The following is a 26,324-nucleotide window of genomic DNA, read 5'->3' as shown; positions in this document are numbered from 1 at the left end:
GTCAGCGACGAGTCCGCTACTCAAAGATCAGCACGGAACCACCGCGTGTTTACGCTGTGAACATTTCTTTTGACCGACTCGACTCGAAATCTCGATTGCCTGACTGCACGGCAAGGTTTAATATGTCAAATATTTAAGACATTTTTGACCCTACCCCGACCATGAACTTGATTGATATTGGCCACATCGTTGGCGCCCGGCGTGCCGAGCTGGGCCTGACCCAGGCGCAGCTGGCGCACCTGAGTGGCCTGTCGCGCCAGACCTTGGTCGGCCTGGAAAACGGCACCCTGAGTGATCTGGGTGTCAACCGCGTTGGACAGGTGCTGGCGGTGCTGGGCTTGGACAGCACCGCGCCAGATACCCAGGCGCGGCGCAAGAAGCGCGGCTTGTGGATGGCGGCCAAGACGGCCAGTGTCAGTTACTCGCGTGAACTGGCGCCGGAGATGTTGGAGCAGGCCCTGGCCAGCGGCGAGGTGCCGCCTTCGTTTGCTCCGCATCTCACCCATTTACTGGACGAGGCCCCCGTGCCCACCGTCGTGATGGCCGTGGAAGAGGCTGCTGCGCAAGCGCAGCTGCCACCTCGGAAAGTCTGGCGCAACGTCGCAAAACTCGCAGAGGCGCTGTCTGTGCATCGCCGGGCGCTGTGGGCATGAAGGCCGATGCGCTGCCCAGCGGAGCCTGGGAGAGTTTGTTCCCGCGTGCGTTAATGTTGATCGACGACATCAGCAAGTACGGAGGCATAGTCGACCCGTTTTGGACTTTTGGCGGTGGAACCGTGTTGATGTTCCGCTACCGCCACAGGCTGAGCAAGGACATCGATATTTTTGTGCCCGATCCACAGTACCTGGGCTTTGTCACGCCACGGCTGAGCGATACGGCTGCAGACTTGACCGAGGACTACACGGAACAGCCGGGCATGTTCGTCAAGCTTCAGTTTGATGAGGGCGAGGTGGACTTTGTATCTGCCCCCAACCTGCTGGAGAGCGCCTGGGAAGTTTGGGATATCCAAGGCCGTGCTGTCAAAGTGGAGACGGCTGCCGAGATCATTGCCAAGAAGATGTATCACCGTGGCGACCGTGTCACGGCGCGTGATTTGTTTGACTTGGCGCTTGTGAGCGAGCGCGAGCCTGTGCAGTTGCTGACAGCGAAGCCGTTTTTGCTGCGCCACCGCAGTGCTTTTCTGGCTCAGATTCGGCAGCCGCATCCCAGCCTGCGGGCCGCGTTCGACGCCATCGCCACGCTGGAATACACGCCGAGTTTCGACCACTGCGTGGCGGTGGCGGATGAGTTTTTGGACAGTTTGTAGCGATGGTGAAGGTGCACATCTGCGGTGTTAGTGTCGAGCCCACCCCAGCCACTCATAGCATTCATCATCAATCCTTGCAGGCGTGTGAATTTTTGCGAAAGTCGCCTTGTGCACGAACAAGTCCTCGCAAGCGCAAGGATTTTTGGTGGATAGCACTGTGCTTTGCACAGTGCCCTACTCGTTTCTGCGAAACCAAAAACGAGATAAACACCTGCAGCCACCAGTTGTGAAATCCGGATTTGGTCAACCCAGCTTCTTGGCCAAATCTTCCGCTCGTGGGTGGTAGTAACGCTTGAGCATGCGTAAATCCCGGTGTCCAGTCACCGCAGACAATTCCAGCACGTTGGACAACTTTTCTGCCAGCCTCGAAGCCGCTTCATGGCGGGTATCGTGAAAATGAACGTCGCTCAGAAAGCCTGATTGCGGCTTTCTACGGGCAGCTTTGCAGTCAGCCAGGTAGTCCTGCTGCGCTCGCTCAATCGCCCGCGCAAACCCCTTGCGCAACGCCATCGCAGTCGTCGGAAATACCGCCCCAGCCACCCGTTCAACAGGCTTTCCGCGTTCTGTCTTCGGGCGCGAAGGCAGCCCCTTCAGAATACTGACCGCCGTCGTGGACAGCGGCACGGAGCGCGCATCACCATTCTTCGTGTCCGGCAGGTGCGCGGTGCGTCGTTTGAGATCGACGTTCTCCCACTGAAGGGCCAGCAACTCGCCCCTGCGCATTGCAGTTTCCAACGCCAGCCGCACCAGCGGCAGCAACCACGGATTACGCGCCCCCTTGGTGAAGGTTCCATCCTGTTGGCGCACTCCGCCCGTCAGCGCTGCCAACAAGTAGCTTTCCTCTTCATGCGAAAGCCGCCGATCCCGCGCTCGCGCCTTTTCCGGCCGCTTCACCAACGGAATCGGGTTCTCGACATGGATGCCCCACTCTCGTCGCGCATGGTTGAACACTGTGGAAAGCACGTCGATTTCCCGATTGACGGTGCCTCCAGTCACCTCCTTGAGCCGACGGTCACGCCACCTGGCGACCTCCGTACTAGTGATGGCCGTCATCTTCAGACCCACCAGCGCCGCATCGCGCAAGAGCACATCGATCTTCACGGACTCGATGGCAGCAGACTTCTTCCCCGGCGTTATCTCCTGCTGATAGCGTTTGAGAATCGCAGCAAGCGTGTTCTTCTCAGCCTCCCGCCGATCAATGAACCCCTTGGTTTCCAGTTCGCTCTCAACCGTGCGAACCCACTTCTCGGCATCTTCCTTGTACGTGAAGGTGCGGGACTGTTCCGGGAAGCCCTTGCGCCTCACCTTGGCCCGCCACTGATACTCCCCACGCTTTGTAATTTGCCCCATGTCGCATTTGCCTCACATCGTCGCCAATGGCCCAAGAATGGCCCAACAAATGCTATCATGGACACATATGCCAGTGAAAAATGTAAAAAATCGATACGTTCGGGACGTAGAGGCCGGAGGTTCGAATCCTCTCACCCCGACCATCACGAAATCGGCCTGTCCACACACAACAGGTCGCGGCCCGCAAGCCATCTGAATGCGTGATGTGTCAACTGATGCACACACAGCATGGTGTGCAAGATTTACATCTATTCACCGATCGGCGATGATCGGAAGGCTGTATTTTGCCCTTCCGAGTGTATGTCCATGGCTGTTGCCGAGTCTGCTTCCCGAGATGCCCCTTCCGCCGCCTTGCCTGGCGTAGGACGCGCGCTGGTGCTCGCCGGAAAGTTGAGCCAGAAGGTCGCGGAAGACACGTTCCGAAAGGCCCAGTCCGGTCAGAAGAATTTCGTTTCAGAGCTAATTGAGTCAGGCGCGATTGCTGCCGCGGATTTGGCTCAAACGCTGTCTCAAGCGTTCTCAGCCCCCCTGCTGGATGTTGGCGCGCTGGATCCGCTGCGTCTCCCCAAGGATCTGATCGACCCAAAACTTTCACTGAACTACCGAATCCTGGCGCTCAGCAAACGCAATGGTCGATTGATCATTGCTACCGCCGACCCCTCCGATCACGAGGCTGCCGAGCGAGTGAAGTTCTCAACGCAGATGGGCGTTGAATGGGTGATCGCCGAGTTCGACAAACTCACTCGTCTGGTGGAGATTTTCACGAAATCGGCAACCGAGACGATGGACAACATCGTTACCGGTGACTTCGAGTTTGATGAGGCTGCATTGGGCGTGTCGGCGCCAGCTGAAGAGGCAGAAACTCAGACCGACGTCGAGGATGCTCCAGTCGTCAAGTTCTTGCACAAGATGCTTGTCGACGCGTTCAATATGCGTGCTTCGGATTTGCATTTCGAGCCGTACGAACATCAATACCGGGTCCGCTTCAGGATCGACGGGGAGTTACGCGAGATAGTTTCCCCTCCCGTGTTGATCAAGGAAAAGTTGGCCTCACGGATCAAGGTGCTGTCACGCCTCGACATCTCTGAAAAGCGAGTCCCGCAAGACGGTCGCATGAAGCTGAAGATTGGTGCTGATCGTGTGATCGACTTCCGTGTCAGCACGTTGCCAACATTGTTTGGCGAAAAGATCGTCATTCGTATCCTTGACCCGAGCAGCGCCAAATTGGGCATTGATGCCCTCGGTTATGAGCCCGAGGAAAAAGTCAGACTTCTTACTGCCATTGAGCGTCCGTACGGCATGATTTTGGTGACCGGTCCAACCGGGTCCGGTAAAACGGTTTCGCTATACACCTGCCTGAACCTGTTGAACCGACCCGGGGTGAACATCGCGACGGCCGAGGACCCATCCGAAATCAACCTGCCGGGCGTCAACCAGGTCAACGTGAATGAGAAGGCTGGCCTGACTTTCGCCGTCGCACTCAAGGCCTTTCTGCGCCAGGATCCCGACATCATCATGGTCGGCGAGATCCGCGACCTTGAAACGGCTGACATCGCCATCAAGGCGGCTCAAACCGGGCACCTTGTGCTGTCAACGCTGCACACCAACGACGCGCCGACGACCCTGACACGCATGCGCAACATGGGCATTGCCCCGTTCAATATTGCATCCAGCGTGATTCTGATCACGGCCCAACGGTTGGCACGTCGCTTGTGCCCACAATGCAAGGCCCCGATGGACGTACCTCGCGAGACGCTCATTGAAGCAGGATTTGGCGAAGAAGATTTGGACGGCAGCTGGACACCGTATAAGCCGGTGGGTTGCACCGCTTGTAACAACGGCTACAAGGGACGTGTCGGCATTTACGAGGTCATGCCGATCAGCGAAGAAATGCAACGCATCATTCTCGCCGATGGCAGCGCTTTGGAAATTGCTGAGCAGGCGCGCGAGGAGGGCGTCCGTTCGCTGCGCGAATCTGCACTGCATAAGGTTAGGATTGGGGTAACTTCACTCGAAGAAGTCCTAGCCGTCACCAATCAGTAACCCGCTCGGAGACACGAGCCCTTACGAGAGTATCCCGAATGGCAACCCGAGTCGCAGGCACTAGAACGGTCAAAGAGTTTGTCTTCGAATGGGAAGGCAAGGATCGCAATGGCAAGCCGGTTCGCGGTGAGACCCGCGCTGCTGGCGAAAACCAAGTTCAGGCCACACTGCGCCGCCAAGGCATTCTGACCACGAAGGTCAAAAAACGCCGGATGCGTGCAGGCAAGAAAATCAAACCGAAGGACATCGCGATCTTCACGCGGCAGTTGGCCACGATGATGAAAGCTGGGGTGCCCCTGCTTCAATCGTTCGACATCGTGGGGCGGGGCAACCCCAATCCCAGCGTAACCAAGTTGCTCAACGATATCCGTGCCGATATCGAAACCGGCACCTCACTGTCAGCCGCCTTCCGAAAGTACCCGATTTACTTCGACTCGCTGTATTGCAACCTTGTGGAGGCCGGTGAGGCAGCAGGCATTCTGGAAAGCCTGCTGGACCGTTTGGCCACGTACATGGAAAAAACGGAGGCGATCAAGTCCAAGATCAAATCCGCTTTGATGTATCCGATTGCGGTCTTGGTCGTGGCCTTTGTCGTGGTCTCGATCATCATGATCTTCGTGATTCCTGCGTTTAAAGAGGTGTTCTCCAACTTTGGAGCCGATTTGCCAGCACCGACTCTGTTCGTGATTGCCATGAGCGAATTCTTCGTCAAATGGTGGTGGCTTATCTTCGGCGGTCTTTTCGGAGGCGTCTACTTCTTCATGCAGGCATGGCGCCGCAACGAGAAGATGCAGATGTTCATGGATCGGCTGCTGCTCAAACTGCCAATCTTTGGTGAACTCATTGAAAAATCCGTGATTGCGCGCTGGACCCGGACGCTCTCGACGATGTTTGCAGCGGGCGTGCCTTTGGTCGAGTCGCTTGATTCGGTAGGTGGCGCATCTGGCAATTCCATGTACAAGTTGGCAACCGACAAGATTCAGCAGGAGGTCGCGACCGGCACCAGTCTGACGATGGCCATGACCAACGCCAACATCTTCCCGAGCATGGTGCTGCAGATGACTGCCATTGGAGAGGAGTCCGGCGCACTGGACCATATGCTTGGCAAGGCGGCCGACTTCTACGAAGCCGAAGTGGATGAAATGGTTGCTGGCCTCTCCAGCCTGATGGAACCCATCATCATCGTGGTACTAGGGACGGTCATCGGCGGCATTGTTGTTTCGATGTACCTGCCTATCTTCAAGCTGGGCCAAGTAGTTTGATGTGGCTTGAAGCGTGGATGCCGGTGCTGGTCACCGGCGTGTTGGGCTTGCTGATCGGGAGCTTCCTCAACGTCGTGATTTACCGGCTTCCCAAGATGCTGGAACGGCAGTGGGCAGCGGAATGCGCTGAGGCGATGGGTCAAGAAGCCCCCGACTCCGAACCGTTCAACATCCTCGTTCCCCGCTCCCGCTGCCAGAAATGCGGCCACCAGATCCGCTGGTACGAAAACATCCCGGTGCTGAGCTACGTGTTCCTGCGCGGCAAGTGCTCAGCCTGCGGTACGCCGATCAGCCTGCGCTACCCGATGGTTGAACTGGCCACCGGTCTGCTCTTCGCGTGGTGTGGCTGGCGCTGGGGTTTGACGCCGACCGCCGCTACCTGGTGCCTTTTTACCGCCCTGTTGGTAGCCATGACATTGATTGACTGGGACACCACCCTTTTGCCTGACGTCCTGACGCTGCCCTTGCTGTGGGCCGGGCTGATCGCCTCAGCGCTGCACTGGACCCAGGCTCCGCTGGCGGATGCGGTTTGGGGCGCGGTGGGCGGCTACATGTCGCTCTGGCTGGTGTACTGGGGTTTCAAGCTGGCGACCGGCAAGGAGGGCATGGGCTTTGGTGACTTCAAGCTGTTCGCCGCACTGGGCGCTTGGTTTGGCTGGCAAGCGCTGGTACCCATCATCCTGATGGCGTCGGTAATCGGCGCGATCGTCGGCATTGGCATGAAGCTGATGAGCTCCTTGCGTGAAGGCGGCGTCGTCCCCTTCGGTCCGTTCCTCGCCCTGGGCGGTATCACCGCCATGGTCCTCGGTCCGCAGGCCATTCTGCGCGCCGTTGGCCTCTAGGTCTGCGCGTGGCCGCGCCTCTTCTGCTGGGTCTGACGGGCGGCATTGGCAGCGGCAAGAGCACCGTCGCCGGCCTTCTTGCCAAGGCGCATGGCGCCGCCATCGTCGATGCGGACGCCATATCCCGCAGCACCACGGCCGCCCGCGGCAGCGCTCTATCTGCCATAGCCGAGGCGTTCGGTGCGCATTTGATCAACACCGACGGTGCGCTGGACCGCGCGGCCATGCGCGATCTGGTCTTTACCGACCCCAGCGCACGTCAGCGCCTTGAAGCCATCATCCACCCCCTGGTCAGCGACGAAACAGATCGTCAGGCCGCTGCAGCCCACGCTGCGGGTGCGCCGCTGATAGTATTCGATGTGCCTCTGCTGGTGGAAAGTGGCCCGCGCTGGCGTGCGCGCGTCGACCGCGTCATGGTGGTGGACTGCGATGTCGAAACGCAGATTGAGCGCGTCATCGCCCGCAACCAACTGCCACGCGATCAGGTCGAGGGCATCCTGGCCGCGCAAGCCAGCCGCGCCCAGCGTCTGGCCTGCGCGGACGTGGTCATCTACAACGGTGCCGGCACCGATCTGGCACAGCTTGGCGCGCAAGTGGAGATCTGGGCGAGCCGCTTCGGGCTATGATGCGGGCGTCTCAGGGAAGGTCTCTTCCGCGTGATCCTGTACGAATACCCTTTCAACGAACGCATTCGCACCTACCTGCGCCTCGAGCACCTGATTGGCCGACTCGGTCAGCTCTTGCCGCGCGACAGTGCCCTTGATCACCACTACGCGCTGATCGCCATCTTCGAGGTGATGGATGTCACCAGCCGCGCCGACCTGAAATCGGACGTGCTCAAAGACTTGGAGCGACAAAAGGCCCATTTCGCGGCCTTTCGCGGCAACCCCGCGATCTCCGAAGCCTCGCTGGAAGCGGTTCTGTCGCGCCTGGAATACGCCTTCGCCCAGCTGAGCGGGCAGATGGGCAAACCCGGTCACGATCTTCAAGACAACGAGTGGCTGATGAGCATCCGCAGCCGTGCGGTCATTCCGGGCGGCACCTGCGAATTTGATCTCCCGGCCTACCACGCCTGGCAGCAAGGCCAGGCCGCCAGCCGCCGCGCCGACCTGAACCAGTGGGCCAGTTCGCTGGCGCCCATGGCGAACGCGGTGACCTTGCTGCTGCAACTGCTGCGCGACTCGGGCCAGCCGCAAAAGGTGATGACGCGCAACGGTCACTTCCAGCAGACGCTGCCTCAGGGCCGCACCTTCCAGTTGCTGCGTCTGCGCATCGATCCGTCCATGCACCTGATTCCCGAGATCAGCGGCAACCGCCTGATGGTGTCGGTGCGTCTGGTGCGGCACGAAGCCGATGGCAAGCTGCATCCGGCGCGGGAAGACGTGCCGTTTGAACTTGCCCTGTGCGCATGAGCGATTCCACCAAGCCGCCGCTTGCCAAGGCCCGCACCGTGCGGTGTCCGGCCTGCGGCGGTCCCAGCCGCTACGCCCCGGACAACGCCTACCGCCCGTTCTGCAGCGAGCGCTGCAAGATGTTCGACTTGGGCGCATGGGCGAACGAAAGCTTTCGTGTGGAAGCGTCGCACGATGAGGACGATGGCTCACTGTCCGAGCCGCCGCACCCGTAGGCAAAATCAAGAAATATCCGCCCCTAGCCCTACAGTCACCTGCGCAAGCAGCTATGCATTAAATAGCAAGCGGGATGCGATTATCGCCAGCCTCAGCCTAAAGCGGCCTCTTCTTCGAGCCAACGCAGCACCGGCACCGCCCCCGGCAACACCGGCGATACCGTGACGGGCAGTGAGGCCCATGCCAGCGCCTGGCCCTCTCGTGTCTGCAGCTCACCCTGCCATTGGGTCAGCTTGCAGAAATGCAGCCGCACCAGCGCGTGCGGGTAGTCCACCAGTTGCTCGCGCCAGCGCAGGACCTGCGCCGGGTCAACACGGATGCCCAGCTCCTCGTGCAGCTCACGCGCCAACGCCGTTTCGACGCTCTCGCCTGCTTCCAGCTTGCCGCCTGGAAACTCCCAATAGCCTGCGTAGACCTTGCCTTCAGGCCGGGACGCCAACAGAAAGCGCCCGTCCGCGCCGATCAACACACCGACCGCGACGTCCACAACCGGCCGAGGTGCGCCCTCGGTGACGCCTTCGCGGCGCAGGTGCGCGTCGGCGGTCAGCAGCGGCTCGGTCATCGAGGCTCAGCCCTCACCACCGCCGTCGCGCCCCATGAAATCGCGGGCGAACTGGTAGGCCACGCGGCCCGAGCGCGAGCCGCGCTCCAGGGCCCACACCAGCGCTTCGGGAAGTGACGCCTCGATCTGCGCGGGCGTCGCGCCCAGTGCGCTCAGCCATTGCGCGGTGATGGTCAGGTATTCCTCTTGCGTGAACGGGTAGAAGCTGACCCACAGGCCGAAGCGCTCCGACAGCGAGATCTTCTCCTCAACCACTTCGCCCGGGTGCACCTCGCCATCGTCGGTGTGGGTGTAGCTGAGGTTTTCCTTCATGTACTCGGGCAGCAGGTGGCGCCGGTTGCTGGTGGCGTAGACCAGCACGTTGGGCGTGCTGGCCGCGACCGAGCCATCGAGGATGCTCTTGAGCGCCTTGTAGCCCGGCTCGCCTTCTTCAAAGCTCAGGTCGTCGCAGTAGACGATGAACTTCTCGGGCTGGCTGGCCACCACTTCCACAATGTCGGGCAGGTCCGTCAGGTCGGCCTTGTCGACCTCGATCAGGCGCAGGCCTTGGGGCGCGTAGGCGTTCAGGCAGGCCTTAATCAGTGAGGACTTGCCCGTGCCGCGCGCGCCGGTCAGCAGCACGTTGTTGGCCGGGCGCCCTTCGACAAACTGGCGCGTGTTGCGCTCGATCTTCTCCTTTTGCGCATCGATCTCTTTCAGATCGGTTAGCGAGATGCCGCCGATGTGGCGCACCGGTTCCAGCACGCCGTGACCGGACGCGCGCTTGCGGTAGCGCCACGCCACCGCCTGGCCCCAGTCGGGCGCGCCCAGCGGTTGCGGCAGCGCGGATTCGATGCGGGCCATCAGCTGTTCGGCCCGTGCGATCAATCGCACCAATTCTTCAGTCATTTCAGCCTCTAGCCCGCGCCCAGACTGCGCAGGCAGCTATCAAAACAGGAATATTCAGGAACGGTAGTCGGCGTTGATGCTGACGTAGTCGTGGCTCAGATCGCAGGTCCAGACCGTTTCGCTGGCCTTGCCGCGGCCCAGGTTCACACGCACCGTGATCTCGGCCTGTTTCATCACGCGCTGGCCATCTTCCTCGCGGTAGGCGGGGTTGCGGCCGCCGTTGACGGCCACGCACACGTCGTCGAGGTGCAGGTCGATCTTGGCCTGGTCCAGGTCGTCGATGCCCGCGTAACCCACCGCCGCCAGGATGCGCCCCAGGTTGGGGTCGCTGGCAAAGAACGCGGTCTTGACCAGCGGCGAATGCGCGATGGCGTAGGCCACCTGACGGCATTCGTCGGCGGTCTTGCCGCCATCGACCTGGATGGCGATGAACTTGGTGGCGCCCTCTCCGTCCCGAACGATGGCCTGCGCCAGCTGGCGCGCCACGTCCTGCATGGCCGACAGCAGCGCGCGGCCGTCGTCGCTGTCCAGCGATGAGACAGGCTTGTTGGCTGCCTTGTTGGTGGCCACGACGACGAAGGAATCGTTGGTAGAGGTATCGCCGTCGATGGTGACGCGGTTGAACGACGCATCGGCCAGCGCCTGCGCCAAAGGCTTCATCAGCGCCGGCGCCACGCAGGCGTCGGTGGCCAGAAAACCGAGCATCGTCGCCATGTTGGGGCGGATCATGCCCGCGCCTTTGCTGATGCCGGTGATGGTGACTTCCACACCGCCCACACGCGCCTTGGCGCTGAAGGCCTTGGGCACGGTGTCGGTGGTCATGATGCCTTCGGCCGCGCGCGCCCAATGGTTGGGCTGGGCGTCGGCCACCGCGGCCGGCAGGCCGGCCACGATGCGGTCAACCGGCAGCGGCTCCATGATCACGCCGGTGGAAAACGGGAGGACCTGGCCCGGCTGCAGCTTCAGCAAGTCGGCCAGCGCGTCGCTGACCTGACGCGCGCGCGCCAGGCCGTCTTCGCCCGTCCCGGCGTTGGCGTTGCCGGTGTTGATGACCATGGCGCGGATCGGCTCGCCCGCCTGCAGGCGATCGCGGCAGATCTGCACCGGTGCGGCGCAAAAACGGTTGCGGGTGAATACGCCGCCCACGCTCGCCCCCTCGTCCAGCAGAAAAACGGTCAGATCCTTGCGGCCGACCTTGCGCACACCTGCCTCAGCGACGCCAATGCGCACACCGGGCACGGGAAACAAGCGGGACGGATCAGGGGCAGACAGATTCACCGGCATGCGAAAGGTCCTCAGGCAAAGGGGAAAAACGTTGATTATCGGCAAGCGCCGTTGGTCGCCCCAAAAGGCAAACGGGCCGAAGCCCGTCGCCAGAAACCACGCCGTGCAGCACGGGGGCGATCAGCTCAATGCGCCATGACACTGCTTGTACTTCTTGCCACTACCGCACGGGCAGGGGTCGTTGCGGCCTACGCGTGGGATAGCGGCACCCGCAGCTGCTGCCGCACCGCCGACCGTGATCGCGCGCGCCGCGGCTTCCGGCACAGTCTCTGCTTCACCGGTCTCGCTGGGTTGCGTGTAGGTCACATTGGTCAGTTGCTCACCGCGTTGCTCGATCAGCTCTGCCGCTTCATCCAATTGCTCGGGCGACTGGATGCGCACGGTCATCAACGTGCGGGTGACGTCGTTCTTGATCACGTCGAGCAGTTGCCCAAACAACTCAAAGGCTTCGCGCTTGTACTCCTGCTTCGGCTGCTTCTGGGCGTAGCCGCGCAGGTGAATGCCCTGGCGCAGGTAATCCAACGCTGACAGGTGCTCTCGCCAATGCGTGTCGATGTTCTGCAACAGCACCGCGCGTTCGAAGCCACGGAAATTCTCGGCCCCCACCATGTTCACACGTTCGTTATAGGTGCGGTTGGCGAGCTCCTGCACTTTCTCGACGATGTCCTCGTCCGTGATGGCAGAGGAAGATTCCACCTCCTTCTGGAGTGGTAAGGAAATCTGCCATTCCTCCTCAAGCACCTTTTCCAGCCCTGGAATATCCCACTGCTCTTCCACCGATTCGGGCGGAACGTACTGGTGGACCAGATCGGTAAAGCTGCTTTGGCGCAGCCCGGCGATCTGGGCCGACAGGTCTTCTGCGTCAAGAATGTCGTTGCGCTGCTGGTAGATTACCTTGCGCTGATCGTTCGATACGTCGTCGTACTCCAGCAACTGCTTGCGGATGTCGAAGTTACGCGCCTCGACCTTGCGCTGCGCGCTTTCGATGCTGCGGGTGACGATGCCGGCTTCAATCGCCTCGCCTTCGGGCATCTTCAGGCGGTCCATGATGGCGCGCACGCGATCGCCCGCGAAGATGCGCATCAGCGTGTCGTCCAGGCTCAGGTAGAAACGCGAAGAACCCGGGTCACCCTGCCGGCCCGAGCGGCCGCGCAACTGGTTGTCGATGCGACGGCTCTCATGTCGCTCGGTCGCGATGATGCGCAAGCCCCCCAGCGCCTTGATGGCATCGTGATCCTGCTGCCATTTGGCCCGCAGGTCGGCGATGCGCGCCTGTTTGCTGGCGTCGTCCAGCGACGGGTCCGCGTCAATCGCCTGGACCGCCTTTTCCACGTTGCCGCCGAGCACGATGTCGGTGCCTCGACCGGCCATGTTGGTAGCGATGGTGATCATCTTGGCACTGCCCGCCTGGGCGACGATGTCGGCTTCGCGCGCATGCTGCTTGGCGTTCAGCACTTGGTGCGGCAGTTTTTCCTTCTGCAGCAATTCCGCGATGATTTCGGAGTTCTCAATCGATGTCGTACCTACCAGAACGGGTTGACCGCGCGTGTAGCACTCCCGAATGTCCGCGATGGCTGCGTCGTATTTTTCCTGGGTTGTCTTGTAGACCCGGTCCAGCTGGTCGTCGCGCTTGCTCGGCTTGTTCGGAGGAATCACCACGGTTTCCAGGCCATAGATCTCCTGGAATTCGTACGCCTCAGTGTCCGCCGTTCCGGTCATGCCGGCCAGCTTGTTGTAGAGGCGGAAATAGTTCTGGAAGGTGATCGACGCGAGGGTCTGGTTCTCGGCTTGGATGCCCACACCTTCCTTGGCTTCGACGGCCTGATGCAGACCGTCGCTCCAGCGGCGCCCGCTCATCAGTCGGCCGGTAAACTCGTCGACGATGACGATCTCGGCGCCCTGCTCGCCTTGCTGGACCACGTAGTGCTGGTCGCGGTGGTAGAGGTGATTCGCCCGCAGCGCTGCGTACAGGTGGTGCATCAGCGAGATGTTGGCCGGGTCGTAGAGACTGGCGCCTTGGGCAATCATGCCGCGCTCGGCCAGAATACGCTCAGCGTTCTCGTGGCCTTGCTCGGTCAGGTAGATCTGGTGAGCCTTTTCGTCGACGGTGAAGTCGCCCGGCTTGGTGATACCCAGACCGGTGCGCGGATCGGCTTCGCCTTCCTGACGGGTCAGCAGTGGCACGACCTGGTTCATCGCCACATACAGCGCAGTGTGGTCCTCGGCCTGGCCGCTGATGATCAGCGGCGTGCGTGCCTCATCGATCAGGATCGAGTCCACCTCGTCCACGATCGCGTAGTTCAGCTTGCGCTGTACGCGGTCCTGCGTTTCGTAGACCATGTTGTCGCGCAGGTAGTCGAAGCCGAATTCGTTGTTGGTACCGTACGTGATGTCGGACTGATAGGCCGCCTGCTTTTCCTCGCGCGCCATCTGCGGCAGGTTGACACCTACCGACAAACCAAGGAAGTTGTAGAGACGCGCCATCCATTGTGCGTCGCGATTGGCCAGATAGTCGTTCACGGTGACCACGTGTACGCCCTTCCCAGCCAGCGCATTCAGGTACACCGGCAAAGTCGCTGTCAACGTCTTGCCTTCACCCGTGCGCATCTCGGCAATTTTGCCTTCATGCAGCGCCATGCCGCCCATCAACTGCACATCGAAATGGCGCATCTTCATCACGCGCTTGGAGGCTTCGCGCACGGTGGCAAACGCTTCTGGCAGCAGTTGGTCGAGTGCCTCGCCCTTTTCCAGCCGGTCCCTGAATTCCTGTGTCTTGGCCGTCAGCGCCTCATCACTGAGCTTCTCGAAGTCCGGCTCCATCGCGTTGATGCGCGCTGCGGACTTCCGGTATTGCTTGAGCAGGCGGTCATTGCGACTGCCAAAGAGCTTGGTGAGGAAATTGGTGGCCATGAGGGCACGTCAACCCGCGAGCACCTTGCAGTGCGACGGCAATGACGTCGATATGAAGTTGATAATGGACTGAGGGTCCAGATGAGGCCGACACGCAGAACTGCAAGCGCCATCGACCGATCGTGCACTCTCAAGACAACGTAGCATTTTACCTTCCGCGGCCATGCCCTCAGCCGATCACCGCGGCTACCAGCCAACATGTCGTGAACAAGACCCGAAACACCTCCGTCCCCGTGCTGCAGGCCTTGGAAGAATCACCGACCCTGGCGCAGCTGAGCCGTCTGGCGCGTCAGTCGTCCGAGCGGCTTGCACTGATTCGTCCCGTGCTTCCAGCGACGCTTCGAGCCCTGGTTCGCCCGGGCGTCCCCGAGCCAGACGCCTGGTGCCTCCTGGTACCTCATGCTGCCGCTGCGACTAAGCTGCGCCAACTCGTTCCCCGCATGGTGCGCGCGCTGGAAGATGGAGGAGAGCCTGTTCAGAGCATCCGCATCAAAGTGATGCAGCCCGGGCCATGAGCCACAGCGGAATGAGGAATTGGTGCCGGTTGTCGGATTCGAACTGACGACCTACCGCTTACAAGGCGGGTGCTCTACCAACTGAGCTAAACCGGCATGGATTGAGATTCTAAACGGCGGATGCGCGCCGCCTGCAATACGGCACGCTATTTGATCCGCTTGAGCGCTGGCTTCTTGCGCTTCGGTGGGGGCGGATCGTTGTCATCCGAATCCGTCGTTGTTTCGCTGACCAACTGAATACCCGAGCGAGCAGCAGGTGCGCTGGCGCCCGCGGTCTCCGCCTGGTCCTGCGGCACATCGTCGCCCTCCGCCTCGGAAAGTCCAGCAGCGGTGACGGGAAAAGCCATGCCCTGGCCGTTCTCGCGCGCGTAGATGGCCAGCACACGGTCAATCGGGACCATGATCTCACGCGGGACACCGCCAAAGCGCGCCTTGAAATCGATGAACTCATTGCCAATCGTCAACCCGCTGGTGGCATCGGGACTGATGTTCAGCACGATCTCGCCGTTCTGCACATACTCTCGTGGCACCTGAACACCATCGTCGGCGCGCACCGCAATGTAGGGCGTCAGACCGTTGTCCGAGCACCATTCGTACAGCGCCCGAATCAGATAGGGGCGGGTCGAGGTCGATTCCAACGCATTCATCATGGGCGAAACAGGCAAGACTTACTTGCGCATCACCTTTTCAGAGGGTGTCAGCGCTTCGATGTAGGCAGGGCGCGAGAAGATGCGCTCAGCGTACTTCAACAGCGGCGCCGCATTGCGCGACAGGTCGATGCCGTAATAGTCCAGGCGCCACAGCAACGGAGCGAGCGCGACGTCCAGCATCGAGAAATTGTCACCCAGGATGAACTTGTTCTTCAGGAACACCGGAGCCATCTGGGTCAGGCGATCGCGGATGTTGCTGCGGGCTTTTTCCAGCGCTTTCTCGTTCGACTTGGTCGCGCGGTTTTCCAGCGTGCTGACGTGCGTGAACAGCTCTTTTTCGAAGTTGAGCAGAAACAGGCGCACGCGCGCGCGGTCGACTGGATCCCCAGGCATCAGTTGCGGATGCGGGAAGCGCTCGTCAATGTATTCATTGATGATGTTCGACTCGTACAGAATGAGGTCTCGCTCGACCAGGATAGGCACCTGACCATAGGGGTTCATCACCGCGATGTCTTCGGGCTTGTTGTAGAGGTCGACATCACGGATCTCGAAATCCATGCCTTTTTCGAACAGCACGAAGCGGCAACGATGCGAAAACGGGCAAGTCGTTCCTGAATACAGCACCATCATGTTGGAGACTCCTTAAAACCAACGGAGTGGGCAGGTCGCCATCGACGGCAAACCCCCACTCCGTATGCACCCGGCCAAAAAACGCCGGTCGTCTTTGCGTCAGCTTACTTGACGTCTTTCCAGTAGGCGGCGTTCAGGCGCCAGGCGATGAACGTGAAGACCAGCAGGAACAGCATGACCCACACGCCGATCTTGACACGCTTGTTCTGCGCCGGCTCGCCCATCCACTGCAGATAGTTCACCAAGTCGCCGACGTTCTGGTCGAACTGCAGCGGCGTCATGGTGCCCGGCGTCACCTGCTCCCAACGACCGGTAAAGGCATGCACCTCATGGCCATGCTCCTCGCGCGTCTCGAAGATCGGCTTGCGATCACCCTGCAACTGCCACAACGGGTTGGGCATGCCAATGTTGGGGAATGCAAGGTTGTTCCAGCCGGTCGGTTTGGACGGATCGCGGTAGTAGCTGCGCAGCAGCGTGTAGATGTAGTCCGCGCCGCTGCCACCCGCCCCCGCGCGTGAACGGGCGATCAGCGTCAGGTCCGGCGGATTGGCTCCAAACCACGCCTTGGCTTGGTGCGGGTCGATGGCCGAGCGCATGGTGTCACCCACCTTCTCGGTGGTGAACAGCAGGTTGTCCTTGATCTGCTGCTCGGTCAGCCCGATGTCCTGCAGCCGATTGAAGCGCATGAACGCGGCCGAATGGCAGTTCAGACAGTAGTTGACGAACAGCTTGGCACCGTTTTGCAGCGAGCTCAGGTCGTTGGTCTTGACGGGCGCCTTGTCCCACGCGATACCGCCGGTCGCCGCGTGCGAGCCAACCAGCACACCCATGCCGAGCGCAACGCCCAGGACCAGTTTTTTCCAGATTGTCATAGTGGTTCTCTCGTGGCTCTTCAGTGCGGCTTGAACGTCACACGGTCCGGCACCGGCTTGGGCTCACCCAACTGGCTCCACCACGGCATGAGCAGGAAGAACCCGAAGTAGAACAGCGTGCCGATCATCGCCACCAGTTCGTTGGTCAACCAGGCCAGCGAGGCGTGGCTGAAGATCGGGCCGGGCACCATGATGCCCAACACCATCAGCACGATGAACCACACCACGAAGATGCCGTACAGCGTCTTGTGCCAATCCGGACGGTAGCGGATCGAGCGCGCGGGGCTGCGGTCCAGCCAGGGCAGGAAGAACAGGATGATCACGGCGCCACCCATCACGACCACGCCCCAGAACTTGGCGTCGAAGGTCTTAAGCAGGAAAATCGCAACCAGACCGGCCACGGCGGCGGCGACCTTCAGCGCCATCGAGCACTTGCACTTCAGGAAGCCGAAGATCACGGCGGCAGCGATGATCACGCACAGCACGTTGACCATGGTGTCGGTCGTCGCGCGCAGCATCGAGTAGAACGGCGTGAAGTACCAGACCGGCGCGATGTGCGGCGGCGTCACCAGCGGGTCGGCTGGAATGAAGTTGTTGTACTCAAGGAAGTAGCCGCCCATCTCGGGGCCGAAGAACACCACTGCGAAGAACAGCATCAGGAAGACGCTGACGCCCACGATGTCGTGCACCGAGTAGTAGGGGTGGAACGGAATGCCATCGGCCGGCGCATCGGGCGACCAGCGGTTGCCCTTCGGGCCTTTCTTGATCTCGATGCCATCGGGGTTGTTCGAACCCACATCGTGCAGCGCCAGCAAGTGCGCCACCACCAAGCCGATCAGCACCAGCGGCACGGCGATCACGTGGAAGCTAAAGAAGCGGTTCAACGTCGCGTCGCCCACCACGTAGTCGCCGCGGATCAGCAGCGCCAAATCGGGCCCCACGAACGGGATGGCAGAGAACAGGTTCACGATCACCTGGGCGCCCCAGTACGACATCTGGCCCCAGGGCAGCAGGTAGCCCATGAAGGCTTCGGCCATCAGGCACAGGAAGATGGCGCAGCCAAAGACCCAGACCAGCTCGCGCGGCTTGCGGTAGCTGCCGTACAACAGCCCGCGGAACATGTGCAGGTACACGACGATGAAGAACGCCGATGCGCCCGTCGAGTGCATGTAGCGGATGAACCAGCCGCCCGGCACGTCGCGCATGATGTACTCGACCGACTCGAAGGCCTTGGCGGCGTCCGGCTTGTAGTGCATCACCAGGAAGATGCCGGTCACGATCTGGATCACCAGCACGAGCAGCGCCAGCGAGCCAAAGAAGTACCAGAAGTTGAAGTTCTTCGGTGCGTAGTACTCCGACATATGCTTGCGGTATTCCGCAAACGCCGTCGGGAACCGGTTGTCGAACCAGTTGTGCAGCTTCGCGCCGAGCGGCGCGTTCGGGGAGATTTCCTTGAATTCAGCCATGACCGCCTCTTATGCCTTCTTGTCTTCGCCGATCAGCAGCTTGGTGTCTGCGAGATACATGTAAGGCGGCACTTCCAGATTGTCCGGCGCCGGCTTGTTCTTGAACACGCGGCCCGCCAGGTCAAAGGTGGAGCCGTGGCAGGGGCAGAAGAAGCCGCCTTCCCAGTTGTCGGGCAGCGAGGGCTGCGCACCGGTCTGGAACTTGTCCACCGGCGAGCAACCCAGGTGCGTGCAGATCCCCACCACCACCAGCAATTCGGGATGGTCGGTGCGCGAGCGGGCTTCGTTCTTGGCGTATTCCGGCGTCGGGAAGGCCGTGCGGTCCGAATTCGGGTCGGCGACTTCGGAGTCGGTCTTCTTCAGCGTGGCCATCTGCTCGGGCGTGCGGCGCAGGATCCACACCGGCTTGCCCCGCCATTCGACGGTCATCTTCTCGCCGGGCTTGAGCGCGGCAATGTCGACCTCAACGGCCGCACCGGCGGCCTTGGCTTTCTCGGAAGGGCTGAAGCTGCTCACGAAGGGCGTGGCCAATGCCACGGCGCCGGCAGCGCCGGCGCAACTCGAGGCGATCAACCAAGTACGCTTACTGCTGTCTAGGGGCGCGGGAGTGAAGGTGCTGGACGTTGCGTCGCTCATGGCGGTCCTCTGCGGGTGTTTCTTGTGCTCGAATCAACCAAGGATTGTAGCGGAGCGAAACAGGGGTACCGACGGGCATGCTCGCCGGTTGACAGGGATCAACGCATGGCAATACTGGCGACCGTCAACAACCACCCACGGAGGGGTATACACATGGGCATGATGCAAGAGTTTCGAGAGTTCGCCGTCAAGGGCAATGCCATGGACTTGGCGATCGGCGTGATCATCGGCGGCGCGTTCGGCAAGATCGTCGACTCGATCGTCGGCGATCTGGTCATGCCAATCGTCGGCAAACTGATCGGTGGCTTGGACTTCTCCAGCTACTACATTCCTCTGGCCGGTCAGGCGGCTGGCCTGAGCCTGGAAGAGGCGAAGAAGGCAGGTGCGGTCTTCGCTTACGGCAACTTCATCACCATCCTGGTGAACTTCATCCTGCTCGCCTTCATCATCTTCATGATGGTCAAGCAGATCAACCGCCTGAAGAAGGAAGAGCCGGCGCCCGCACCCGAAGCGCCACCGGAAGAAGTTCAACTGCTGCGCGAGATCCGCGATAGCCTGAAGCGCTGATACCGCCTATCGTATTAGCTACCGATTTGGTAGCTTCTTGCGCCCGCCGGGTTCGCGCCGCGGGCGTTTTTCATTCCGAAAGCGTGCGGGCCATGCGCACCGCTGCAAGCAGGCTTTCCGCGCTGGCGCGGCCAGAGCCCGCGATATCGAATGCGGTGCCGTGGTCGGGGCTGGTGCGCACGAAGGGCAAGCCCAGCGTCACGTTCACGCCCTGCTCCACCCCCAAATACTTGACCGGGATCAAGCCCTGGTCGTGGTACATCGCGACGACCACGTCGAATTCACCAGGGCGCTCAGGCGTACTGCGTGCGCGCATGAAGACCGTGTCGGGCGCGAACGGGCCGTGCGCGTCGATGCCTTCGGCGCGCGCTGCGGCAATGGCGGGAGCGATCTGCTCGATCTCCTCGCGCCCGAACAGGCCCCCTTCGCCAGCATGCGGATTCAGCCCTGCGACCGCGATGCGCGGCGGTTTCCGTAGCGCTGCACCAACACTTTCGTGGGTGATCCGCAGGGTTTGCAGGATGTTGCGCGCGGTCACGCTTTCAAGCGCCCCGCGCAGCGACACATGGATGCTCACCAGCACCGTGCGCAACTCATCGTTGGCCAGCATCATGCGCACCGGCATTTCGGCCACCGGCACACCGCGCTGCCCCGCCGCCTCGGCCTGCAGCAGTTCGGTGTGACCGGGAAAGGCGCCGTAGGGCGCGCCGGCCGCCGTCAGCGCTTCCTTGTGCAGGGGCGCGGTGACGAGGGCGCCCACCTCGCCGCGCAAGGCCGCGCGCGCCGCCCACAACACGCAGTCACCCGCGATGCGCCCGGCCTGCGCGCTGACCCGGCCCACCGGCACCAGCGCCTGCGCCGGCACGACCTGCAGCACGGGCACGCAGCGCGGGGGTGCCGTCCACGCCTCATTGGGCGCTTTCAGTTCGGCCACCGGCAGCGCCGGGCGGCCGTCTACCTGCAGCGCCTGGGCGCCGCGCCGCACGCTGGCCACATCGCCCGCGACGAAGCAGCCGCGCAGCACGTCCGGCGCGTCGCGAAAGGCCTTGGCGATGATTTCCGGCCCGATGCCTGCCGGGTCGCCCAGGGTGATGGCGATAGGGGGATTTGAAGGCAAATCAGGCTCCAGCCCTATAAGTATCTGCGCGAGCAGCTATCAATATCATTGCAATCAACACCTACTGACGTTACGCGTCCGGTCCAGGCAATCTGATTCAGCGCTGCGTGCGACGTCAGGGTTGGCCCGAACAAAGCGCCGCGCGTAGGCAGCGCTGGAAAAGCGCAGCGTCAGCCCGTCGTCCTTGAAGCGCACCAGCCGCAACGGCACATGGCGCCGGGCCCACAGTACCCCAATCAGCAGCGCTGCCGCCAAAACCGACCAGGCAACAAAGAACAGCGGCAAGTCGGGCGACACCCCAGCCGGCGCGGGCACCCGCCCCAGCAGCCGCAGCACGCCCAAGCCTACCGCCATGGCGCCCGTCAGCAGCGCCAGCGGCCCAAATACCCACGCCACACCACGCAGCAAGGCTGGCAGCGGCGACTTGCGCGTCAGCCAACTCGCCAGGCGCACGCCGCCTGCGTGGCGCTCGCACACGGGGTAGGTCAGCGTCGCCGACTCGAAGACCAGCCGTTGCAGCGCCAGGTCTTTCAGGTGCGTCTTCTCACGCGCAATGCCAACCGGCACGCCGACCAGCCGCTCATCCTTGGCGCCGCATTGCGCGCATTCACGGGGCCAGCGCAGCGGCGCGCCGGTATCGCTCAGGTGGATTTGGGTGCCCATGGCGTGGGTTGGGGGGTGGGGATGTGAACGGCGACCACCTTAGGCCGGGTTGTCAATCTCGATGAATTCGTGCGCGATGCCCAGCTTGTCCGCAACATGCGCCGCCATGGCCGGCGCGCCGTAGCGCTCGGTCGCGTGGTGGCCGCAGGCGTAGAACACCACGCCGCACTCGCGCGCCAGGTGCGCCTGCGGCTCGGAAATCTCCCCGGTGATGAAAGCCTGCGCCCCGGCCGCGATGGCGCCCTCAAAGAAGCCCTGTGCACCGCCGGTGCACCAAGCTACCTTTTCGATAGCTGCTCGCGCTTGCCCCACCTTCACCACGGGCTTGTTCAGCACGTGCTCCAGCTGCCACTGCAGCACATCGGCGTCGGCAAACACCTCGCCGTCGATGCGCTGGCCGAGAAAGCCCAGGTCCTGGTCGCCGAAGCGACGCACCGCCGTCAGGCCCAGGCGTTGGCCCAATTGCGCGTTGTTGCCCAGCGTGGGGTGCGCGTCCAGCGGCAGGTGGTAGGCGAAAAGGTTGATATCGTGCGCCAGCAGGCGCTTGATGCGTTCCTTCATCCAGCCCGTAACCGTGCCATCCTGGCCGCGCCAGAACAAGCCGTGGTGCACGAAGATGGCGTCGGCTTTTGTCTCAATGGCCGCATCGATCAGCGCGCGGCTGGCCGTCACGCCGCTCACCAGTTTGGCGATGTCATCCTTACCCTCCACCTGCAGCCCGTTGGGCCCGTAGTCCTTGAACCGCTCGGGCTGCATTTCGGTAGTGAAGGCGGCCAGCAGGGCCTCGCGTTGCGTCGTCATAAAAAACGTTTACCTGTATATCCATAACCGCGCCGGCGCTTGCCGACCAGCGTCCGATTCTGACCGAAGCGAACTGTGTGAGAAGTGTCCGGTCCATACAACCAAACTGTGAACAGCCGTGACAAACGTTGCCAGCGGCGCTATGGTGCTTAGCGCGAGCAGCTTCGCTGCGGTCGGCCACGGGGAGGGCCCGGCCCGGGCTGATGGGTGAATGCACCCGCCCGCCACGAAGACGTTCTCAGCTTTTCACACACTTTCGAGAGAAAAATTCCATGAGCCTTCACTTCAGCAGCCTTGCCAAGCTGACCCTGACCGCGCTGTGCGCCGCCACCCTTGTCGCCTGTGGCGGCGGCGACGATGAAAAGCCGCATGTCCCGCTGTCGTCTGAATGCGTGCCGCCGACTACGCTGGCCACAGCCACGAGCAATTACCAGGTGAACTGGGCGAATGGCACGGCCGCGGTGCGCCACGAGGTGCTGACGATCAACGAAGTGACGCAGTACGAAGGCAAGACCGTGGTGCGCTCGCGCGCCGCCGGCCGCAGCACCTACAGCGCGCCGGTCAACGTGCAGGGCGACATCTCGTACGACGCGATGGAAGAGTATTACGACTGGAACAGCGACAACAGCCGCAGCTACCACGGCACCGCCAGCTCCGAGAAATACGGCACAGACGCCGACCAGCCGCCTCAGTACCGCTTCGTCGCGGACTTCTCGCCTGCCATGGTCGACAAGGACTACACGCCGCTGGTGCCCGGCCAGCAGTACGACTCGCCGATCAACGGCAAGGCTCTGGTGACCGAGAACGAAGTGACCAAGCCGATCATCCTGAACGGCAGTACGCGCCACACCTACGTCGGCCAGGAGACGATCGCGGTGCCGGCCGGCAACCTGCTGGCCTGCAAATTCTCGCGCTATCCCGGCGACGGCACGGTGCAGCACGACTGGGTGCAGCACGGCACAGGCATGCTCCTGCGCCGCTTGAACGTGGACGCCAAGGGCGTTGTGCAGCTCGACCAGCAGTTGATCAACACGACTGGCTTCCGCTAAACCGCGATCGCCCAGCCAGCGCTGCTGCGTGCGGCGCTGCCTGAAAGCCAGCCCCTGCGGCTGGCTTTTTTGTGGATACCGCACAATTCGCTCCATGAGAAGACTCTGGCTTTTGTTCGCGCAAGTGGTGACCGTGCTGCTGGCCGCCTATTTCGTCGTCACCACTCTCAAGCCGCAGTGGCTGAGCAAGGGCGCCGCAGTGCCCGGGACCACCGGCACCGTGTCCATCGTCGAGGCGCCCAGCACCCCGGCAGGCGCCCTCGCCCCCGGCAGCCTGAGCGGCGCGGTGCGCAAGGCCGCACCGGCGGTGGTCAGCATCAACACCAGCACCAGCGCGCGCGGGCCGCGCAGCAACGACCCGTGGTTTCGCTTCTTCTTCGGCGATCAGGCCGAGCAGCAGCAGTCCGGCCTGGGCTCCGGCGTGATCATGAGCCCCGAAGGCTACGTGCTGACCAACAACCACGTGGTCGAAGGCGCCGATGCGATTGAAGTCGTGCTGCAAGACGCGCGCCGCACCACCGGCAAGGTGATCGGCACCGACCCGGAGAGCGATCTGGCCGTGCTCAAGATCAACTTGGACAAGCTGCCGGTCATGACGCTGGGCAACTCGGACGCGCTGCAGGTCGGCGATCAGGTGCTGGCCATCGGCAACCCCTTTGGCGTCGGCCAGACGGTCACCAGCGGCATCGTCAGCGCGCTCGGGCGCAACCAGTTGGGCATCAACACGTTCGAGAACTTCATCCAGACCGACGCCGCCATCAACCCCGGCAATTCGGGCGGCGCGCTGACCGACATCACCGGCAACCTGATGGGCATCAACACCGCCATCTATTCGCGCTCGGGCGGCAGCATGGGCATCGGCTTCGCCATTCCCGTCAGCACGGCCAAGCAGGTGATGGAAAGCATCGTCAAGAACGGCCAGGTCGTGCGCGGCTGGATCGGGGTGGAGCCCAACGAGCTGACGCCCGAGCTGGCGCAGACTTTCGGCATCACCACGGAACAAGGCGTCATCGTCACCGGTGTGCTCAACAGCGGCCCGGCGGCCGGTGGCGGCATGCGTCCGGGCGACGTCATCACGCAGGTCCAGGGCGAGCCGGTGCGCACCGTGTCCGAGCTGCTGACGCGCATCGCCGGCCTGGCCCCCGGCGTCGCTGCGCCCTTCCAGATCCAGCGCCGTGGCGAGCAACTGGAACTGCAGATCACGCCGAACCAGCGGCCGCGGCCGCCGCGCATGCAGCAGCGCTGACCCGACCCGCGCGCTGGGCACACGCGCGCTGCGCTTTCAGGAGCAGCCAGCGCCCATGAGCTAACGGCTGGCAGCCGATTCTTCTTGAGGGATGGGTGGGTCTTGAACCGCGTTGGATGGCAGAAGCCGCGCAGGTTCGAACGGTCGGCCGCGAAACGTGTGGCGCGCCAAGACGCCTGAACGCTCTATTTTTAATAGCTGATCGCGCAGGTGGTTGTATGGCCCACGCCAGAAACCACCCTCAATGCGGTCGCGCCGCGTCGCGTCCGCTCAGGACTTGGCCACTTCGGTGGACTCGCCCTCTTCATCCGGCGCCTTGGTGTGCTTGATGAAGAGTTTGGCCGCCCAGATGCCCACCTCGTACAGCAGGCACATCGGGATGGCCAGGGCCAGTTGCGACACCACGTCGGGCGGGGTGACGATGGCGGCGATGACAAAGGCCAGGACGATGAAGTAGCCGCGGAACTGCTTGAGCTGGTCGATGGTGACCACGCCGATGCGCGCCAGCACGACCACCGCGATCGGCACCTCAAACGCCAAGCCGAAAGCCAGGAACATGGTCATCACGAAGCCCAGGTAGGCCTCGATGTCAGGTGCCGCCGTGATGCTCTTGGGCGCAAAGCTCTGGATGAAGGCAAACACCTTGCCGAACACCAGGAAATAGCAGAACGCGACCCCTGCGAAGAACAGCAGCGTGCTGGACACGACCAGCGGCAGCACCATCTTCTTTTCGTGCGAATACAGGCCCGGCGCGACGAAGGCCCACACCTGGTACAGCACGACGGGCAGCGCGATCAGAAACGCCGCCATCAGCAGGATCTTCAGCGGAACCATGAAAGGCGAGATGACCGAGGTGGCGATCATCGTGGCGCCTGCCGGCAGGTGCGCCACCAACGGGGCGGCCAGCAGGTCGTACAGCTGGCCCGGTCCGGGGTACAGCGCCAGCACGCCCGCCACCACGCCGACGGCGACCAGCGCCTTGATCAGGCGGTCGCGCAGCTCCATGAGGTGCGCGACGAAGGGCTGCTCGGTGCCGGCCAGTTCGTCTTCGGGGGCGGGCTTGGAATTCGGATCGGTCATGGGAAGTGCGATTGTCGCCGACGGGGGCGCGCCGGATCCTCAGTTGCAGGCCGCCCGGTGTCCGGGGGACTGGCGGCTGGTCGCGAGGGCGTCACGCGCCCGGCTTGCGCGGGCGGTAGCGGGCGACACGCGCCGCGCCCGACTGCACTTGCCGGCGCACGCCCTGGCGCGCCTTGTACCACTGGGGCGTGGCGCCACGCTTGAGGCGCCAGTTCTTGGCCGGGTGGCGGTATTCGGGCGGGGGCGGCGTCCAGCCATTGCCGATGCTGTTGGCGCTGTCGGCGGAAGAACTCCCGCTCCCGTCCAACCCGGCCGTGGCGTCGCTCCAGTCTTTCTCGAAGTCGGCCTTGGTGGTGTAGATGCCTTTTTCGACCTCGCGGCCAGCCTCTTCCACCGATTCCTTCATCTTCTTGAGCTCGTCCAGGTCCATCGCCCGGTTGACCTCGGCCTTGACGTCGGACACGTAGCGCTGCGCCTTGCCCAGCAAGGTGCCCACTGTGCGGGCCACGCGCGGCAGCTTTTCGGGGCCGATGACGATCAGCGCCACGGCGCCGATCAAGGCCATCTTGGAAATACCCAGGTCAATCATTTGGCGCAGCCGCAGAACGAAAGTGCAACGGCGCGCCCAGGAGCACGCCGATCACGCTGTCGAAAGAGCAGGTCTTTCAGCTCTTTTCCTTGGCCTGGACGTCGATGGTTTCCTTGCTGGCCGAAGGGTTGTTGGCCACCTGACCAGCAGGCGTCTCGGCGTCAGAAGCGCCATCCTTCATGCCGTCCTTGAAACCCTTGACGGCGCCGCCCAGGTCGGTGCCCATGTTCTTGAGCTTCTTCGTGCCAAAAATCATGACCACGATGAGCAGAACGATCAGCCAATGCCAGATGGAAAACGAACCCATGATGCTTCTCCTTGCGCCACGCTCGGCGCGATAACCTTGATTTTAGACGGCCGGGCGCCGC

Annotated in this window: 27 protein-coding genes and 1 tRNA gene; 11 read left to right on the top strand and 17 right to left on the bottom strand. The window is 62.3% G+C overall.

Going from position 1 to position 26,324, the window contains the following annotated elements:
• The first annotated feature begins 161 nt into the window (after positions 1 to 161).
• Together FVQ98_RS04575 and FVQ98_RS04570 are read left to right on the top strand one after the other, a co-directional pair.
• Positions 162 to 653: a helix-turn-helix domain-containing protein gene (locus FVQ98_RS04575; protein ID WP_147912262.1), complete on the top strand. Its 492-nt coding sequence runs from the start codon at positions 162 to 164 to the stop codon at positions 651 to 653.
• Positions 650 to 1,306, top strand: coding sequence for a nucleotidyl transferase AbiEii/AbiGii toxin family protein (locus FVQ98_RS04570; protein WP_147912261.1), 657 nt, complete (start codon positions 650 to 652; stop codon positions 1,304 to 1,306). The genes FVQ98_RS04575 and FVQ98_RS04570 overlap by 4 nt, the downstream gene beginning before the upstream one ends.
• A 243-nt stretch (positions 1,307 to 1,549) precedes the next feature.
• Here FVQ98_RS04570 and FVQ98_RS04565 read toward each other — a convergent pair whose 3' ends face one another.
• Positions 1,550 to 2,656, bottom strand: a complete 1,107-nt coding sequence (locus FVQ98_RS04565; protein ID WP_147912260.1) for a site-specific integrase — start codon at positions 2,654 to 2,656, stop codon at positions 1,550 to 1,552.
• 306 nt (positions 2,657 to 2,962) lie between these two features.
• Here FVQ98_RS04565 and pilB point away from each other — a divergent pair, with 306 nt between their 5' ends.
• From pilB to FVQ98_RS04535, 6 genes are read left to right on the top strand one after another with little or no spacing between them, the layout of a single operon-like run.
• A complete protein-coding gene (gene pilB / locus FVQ98_RS04560; protein WP_147912259.1) occupies positions 2,963 to 4,699 on the top strand; it encodes a type IV-A pilus assembly ATPase PilB in 1,737 nt (578 codons plus the stop codon).
• Positions 4,700 to 4,737: 38 nt separating this feature from the next.
• On the top strand, positions 4,738 to 5,961 hold the full coding sequence (locus tag FVQ98_RS04555; RefSeq protein ID WP_147912258.1) for a type II secretion system F family protein: 1,224 nt from the start codon (positions 4,738 to 4,740) through the stop codon (positions 5,959 to 5,961).
• Positions 5,961 to 6,803: a prepilin peptidase gene (locus tag FVQ98_RS04550; RefSeq protein ID WP_147912257.1), complete on the top strand. Its 843-nt coding sequence runs from the start codon at positions 5,961 to 5,963 to the stop codon at positions 6,801 to 6,803. Before FVQ98_RS04555 ends, FVQ98_RS04550 begins: the two co-directional genes overlap by 1 nt.
• 2 nt (positions 6,804 to 6,805) lie before the next feature.
• Positions 6,806 to 7,429, top strand: a complete 624-nt coding sequence (gene coaE / locus FVQ98_RS04545) for a dephospho-CoA kinase (protein WP_147912256.1) — start codon at positions 6,806 to 6,808, stop codon at positions 7,427 to 7,429.
• A gap of 30 nt (positions 7,430 to 7,459) precedes the next feature.
• Positions 7,460 to 8,215 (top strand): cell division protein ZapD, encoded by a 756-nt coding sequence (zapD, locus tag FVQ98_RS04540; RefSeq protein ID WP_147912255.1) that lies wholly within the window; start codon positions 7,460 to 7,462, stop codon positions 8,213 to 8,215.
• The gene (locus FVQ98_RS04535; protein ID WP_147912254.1) at positions 8,212 to 8,430 is read left to right on the top strand and encodes a DNA gyrase inhibitor YacG; all 219 of its coding nucleotides are present in this window, start codon (positions 8,212 to 8,214) and stop codon (positions 8,428 to 8,430) included. Before zapD ends, FVQ98_RS04535 begins: the two co-directional genes overlap by 4 nt.
• Positions 8,431 to 8,522: 92 nt before the next feature.
• Here the strand turns inward: FVQ98_RS04535 and FVQ98_RS04530 are convergent, their stop codons facing one another.
• The 10 genes from FVQ98_RS04530 to petA form a co-directional block, all read right to left on the bottom strand.
• Positions 8,523 to 8,993: an NUDIX domain-containing protein gene (locus FVQ98_RS04530; protein ID WP_147912253.1), complete on the bottom strand. Its 471-nt coding sequence runs from the start codon at positions 8,991 to 8,993 to the stop codon at positions 8,523 to 8,525.
• A gap of 6 nt (positions 8,994 to 8,999) precedes the next feature.
• Positions 9,000 to 9,881, bottom strand: coding sequence for an ATP-binding protein (locus FVQ98_RS04525; protein WP_147912252.1), 882 nt, complete (start codon positions 9,879 to 9,881; stop codon positions 9,000 to 9,002).
• Positions 9,882 to 9,935: 54 nt separating this feature from the next.
• Positions 9,936 to 11,165 carry a bifunctional glutamate N-acetyltransferase/amino-acid acetyltransferase ArgJ gene (gene argJ, locus FVQ98_RS04520; RefSeq protein WP_147912251.1) on the bottom strand — a complete coding sequence of 410 codons (1,230 nt, stop codon included), beginning with the start codon at positions 11,163 to 11,165 and terminating at the stop codon, positions 9,936 to 9,938.
• 120 nt (positions 11,166 to 11,285) lie between these two features.
• On the bottom strand, positions 11,286 to 14,075 hold the full coding sequence (gene secA / locus FVQ98_RS04515; protein ID WP_147912250.1) for a preprotein translocase subunit SecA: 2,790 nt from the start codon (positions 14,073 to 14,075) through the stop codon (positions 11,286 to 11,288).
• A 535-nt stretch (positions 14,076 to 14,610) separates the two neighbouring features.
• A tRNA-Thr gene (locus FVQ98_RS04505) sits at positions 14,611 to 14,686 on the bottom strand.
• A gap of 50 nt (positions 14,687 to 14,736) precedes the next feature.
• A complete protein-coding gene (locus FVQ98_RS04500; protein ID WP_147912248.1) occupies positions 14,737 to 15,237 on the bottom strand; it encodes a ClpXP protease specificity-enhancing factor in 501 nt (166 codons plus the stop codon).
• Between the two features lie 21 nt (positions 15,238 to 15,258).
• Positions 15,259 to 15,870, bottom strand: coding sequence for a glutathione S-transferase N-terminal domain-containing protein (locus FVQ98_RS04495; RefSeq protein WP_147912247.1), 612 nt, complete (start codon positions 15,868 to 15,870; stop codon positions 15,259 to 15,261).
• 104 nt (positions 15,871 to 15,974) lie between these two features.
• The gene (locus tag FVQ98_RS04490; RefSeq protein WP_147912246.1) at positions 15,975 to 16,742 is read right to left on the bottom strand and encodes a cytochrome c1; all 768 of its coding nucleotides are present in this window, start codon (positions 16,740 to 16,742) and stop codon (positions 15,975 to 15,977) included.
• 20 nt (positions 16,743 to 16,762) lie between these two features.
• Complete coding sequence (locus FVQ98_RS04485; RefSeq protein WP_147912245.1) at positions 16,763 to 18,208, bottom strand: cytochrome b; 1,446 nt, start codon at positions 18,206 to 18,208, stop codon at positions 16,763 to 16,765.
• A gap of 9 nt (positions 18,209 to 18,217) precedes the next feature.
• Positions 18,218 to 18,844, bottom strand: coding sequence for a ubiquinol-cytochrome c reductase iron-sulfur subunit (gene petA / locus FVQ98_RS04480; protein WP_147912244.1), 627 nt, complete (start codon positions 18,842 to 18,844; stop codon positions 18,218 to 18,220).
• A gap of 153 nt (positions 18,845 to 18,997) precedes the next feature.
• Here petA and mscL point away from each other — a divergent pair, with 153 nt between their 5' ends.
• Positions 18,998 to 19,411 (top strand): large conductance mechanosensitive channel protein MscL, encoded by a 414-nt coding sequence (mscL, locus tag FVQ98_RS04475; protein WP_147912243.1) that lies wholly within the window; start codon positions 18,998 to 19,000, stop codon positions 19,409 to 19,411.
• 70 nt (positions 19,412 to 19,481) lie between these two features.
• Here mscL and pdxA read toward each other — a convergent pair whose 3' ends face one another.
• The 3 genes from pdxA to FVQ98_RS04460 are packed head-to-tail and all read right to left on the bottom strand — an operon-like array spanning position 19,482 to position 21,992.
• Positions 19,482 to 20,528 (bottom strand): 4-hydroxythreonine-4-phosphate dehydrogenase PdxA, encoded by a 1,047-nt coding sequence (gene pdxA / locus FVQ98_RS04470; protein ID WP_147912242.1) that lies wholly within the window; start codon positions 20,526 to 20,528, stop codon positions 19,482 to 19,484.
• Positions 20,529 to 20,582: 54 nt separating this feature from the next.
• Entirely contained in the window at positions 20,583 to 21,191 is a 609-nt protein-coding gene (locus FVQ98_RS04465; protein WP_147912241.1) for a hypothetical protein, read from the bottom strand.
• A 39-nt stretch (positions 21,192 to 21,230) separates the two neighbouring features.
• On the bottom strand, positions 21,231 to 21,992 hold the full coding sequence (locus tag FVQ98_RS04460; RefSeq protein WP_147912240.1) for a Nif3-like dinuclear metal center hexameric protein: 762 nt from the start codon (positions 21,990 to 21,992) through the stop codon (positions 21,231 to 21,233).
• Positions 21,993 to 22,264: 272 nt separating this feature from the next.
• Between FVQ98_RS04460 and FVQ98_RS04455 the strand changes: the two genes are divergently transcribed.
• Positions 22,265 to 23,041 (top strand): hypothetical protein, encoded by a 777-nt coding sequence (locus FVQ98_RS04455; protein WP_147912239.1) that lies wholly within the window; start codon positions 22,265 to 22,267, stop codon positions 23,039 to 23,041.
• Positions 23,042 to 23,135: 94 nt separating this feature from the next.
• A complete protein-coding gene (locus tag FVQ98_RS04450; protein WP_147912238.1) occupies positions 23,136 to 24,287 on the top strand; it encodes a trypsin-like peptidase domain-containing protein in 1,152 nt (383 codons plus the stop codon).
• 270 nt (positions 24,288 to 24,557) lie between these two features.
• Here the strand turns inward: FVQ98_RS04450 and tatC are convergent, their stop codons facing one another.
• The 3 genes from tatC to tatA all read right to left on the bottom strand — a co-directional run bounded on the left by tatC (position 24,558) and on the right by tatA (position 26,263).
• Positions 24,558 to 25,367 (bottom strand): twin-arginine translocase subunit TatC, encoded by an 810-nt coding sequence (tatC, locus tag FVQ98_RS04445; RefSeq protein ID WP_147912237.1) that lies wholly within the window; start codon positions 25,365 to 25,367, stop codon positions 24,558 to 24,560.
• A 91-nt stretch (positions 25,368 to 25,458) separates the two neighbouring features.
• A complete protein-coding gene (gene tatB, locus FVQ98_RS04440; protein WP_147912236.1) occupies positions 25,459 to 25,956 on the bottom strand; it encodes a Sec-independent protein translocase protein TatB in 498 nt (165 codons plus the stop codon).
• Between the two features lie 76 nt (positions 25,957 to 26,032).
• Complete coding sequence (tatA, locus tag FVQ98_RS04435) at positions 26,033 to 26,263, bottom strand: Sec-independent protein translocase subunit TatA (protein ID WP_147912235.1); 231 nt, start codon at positions 26,261 to 26,263, stop codon at positions 26,033 to 26,035.
• Positions 26,264 to 26,324 lie beyond the last annotated feature (61 nt).

Source organism: Ottowia flava, assembly GCF_008017535.1.
In the GTDB taxonomy this organism is placed as follows: Bacteria; Pseudomonadota; Gammaproteobacteria; order Burkholderiales; family Burkholderiaceae_C; genus Ottowia; species Ottowia flava.
This window is presented reverse-complemented; position numbering and strand designations above follow the sequence as displayed.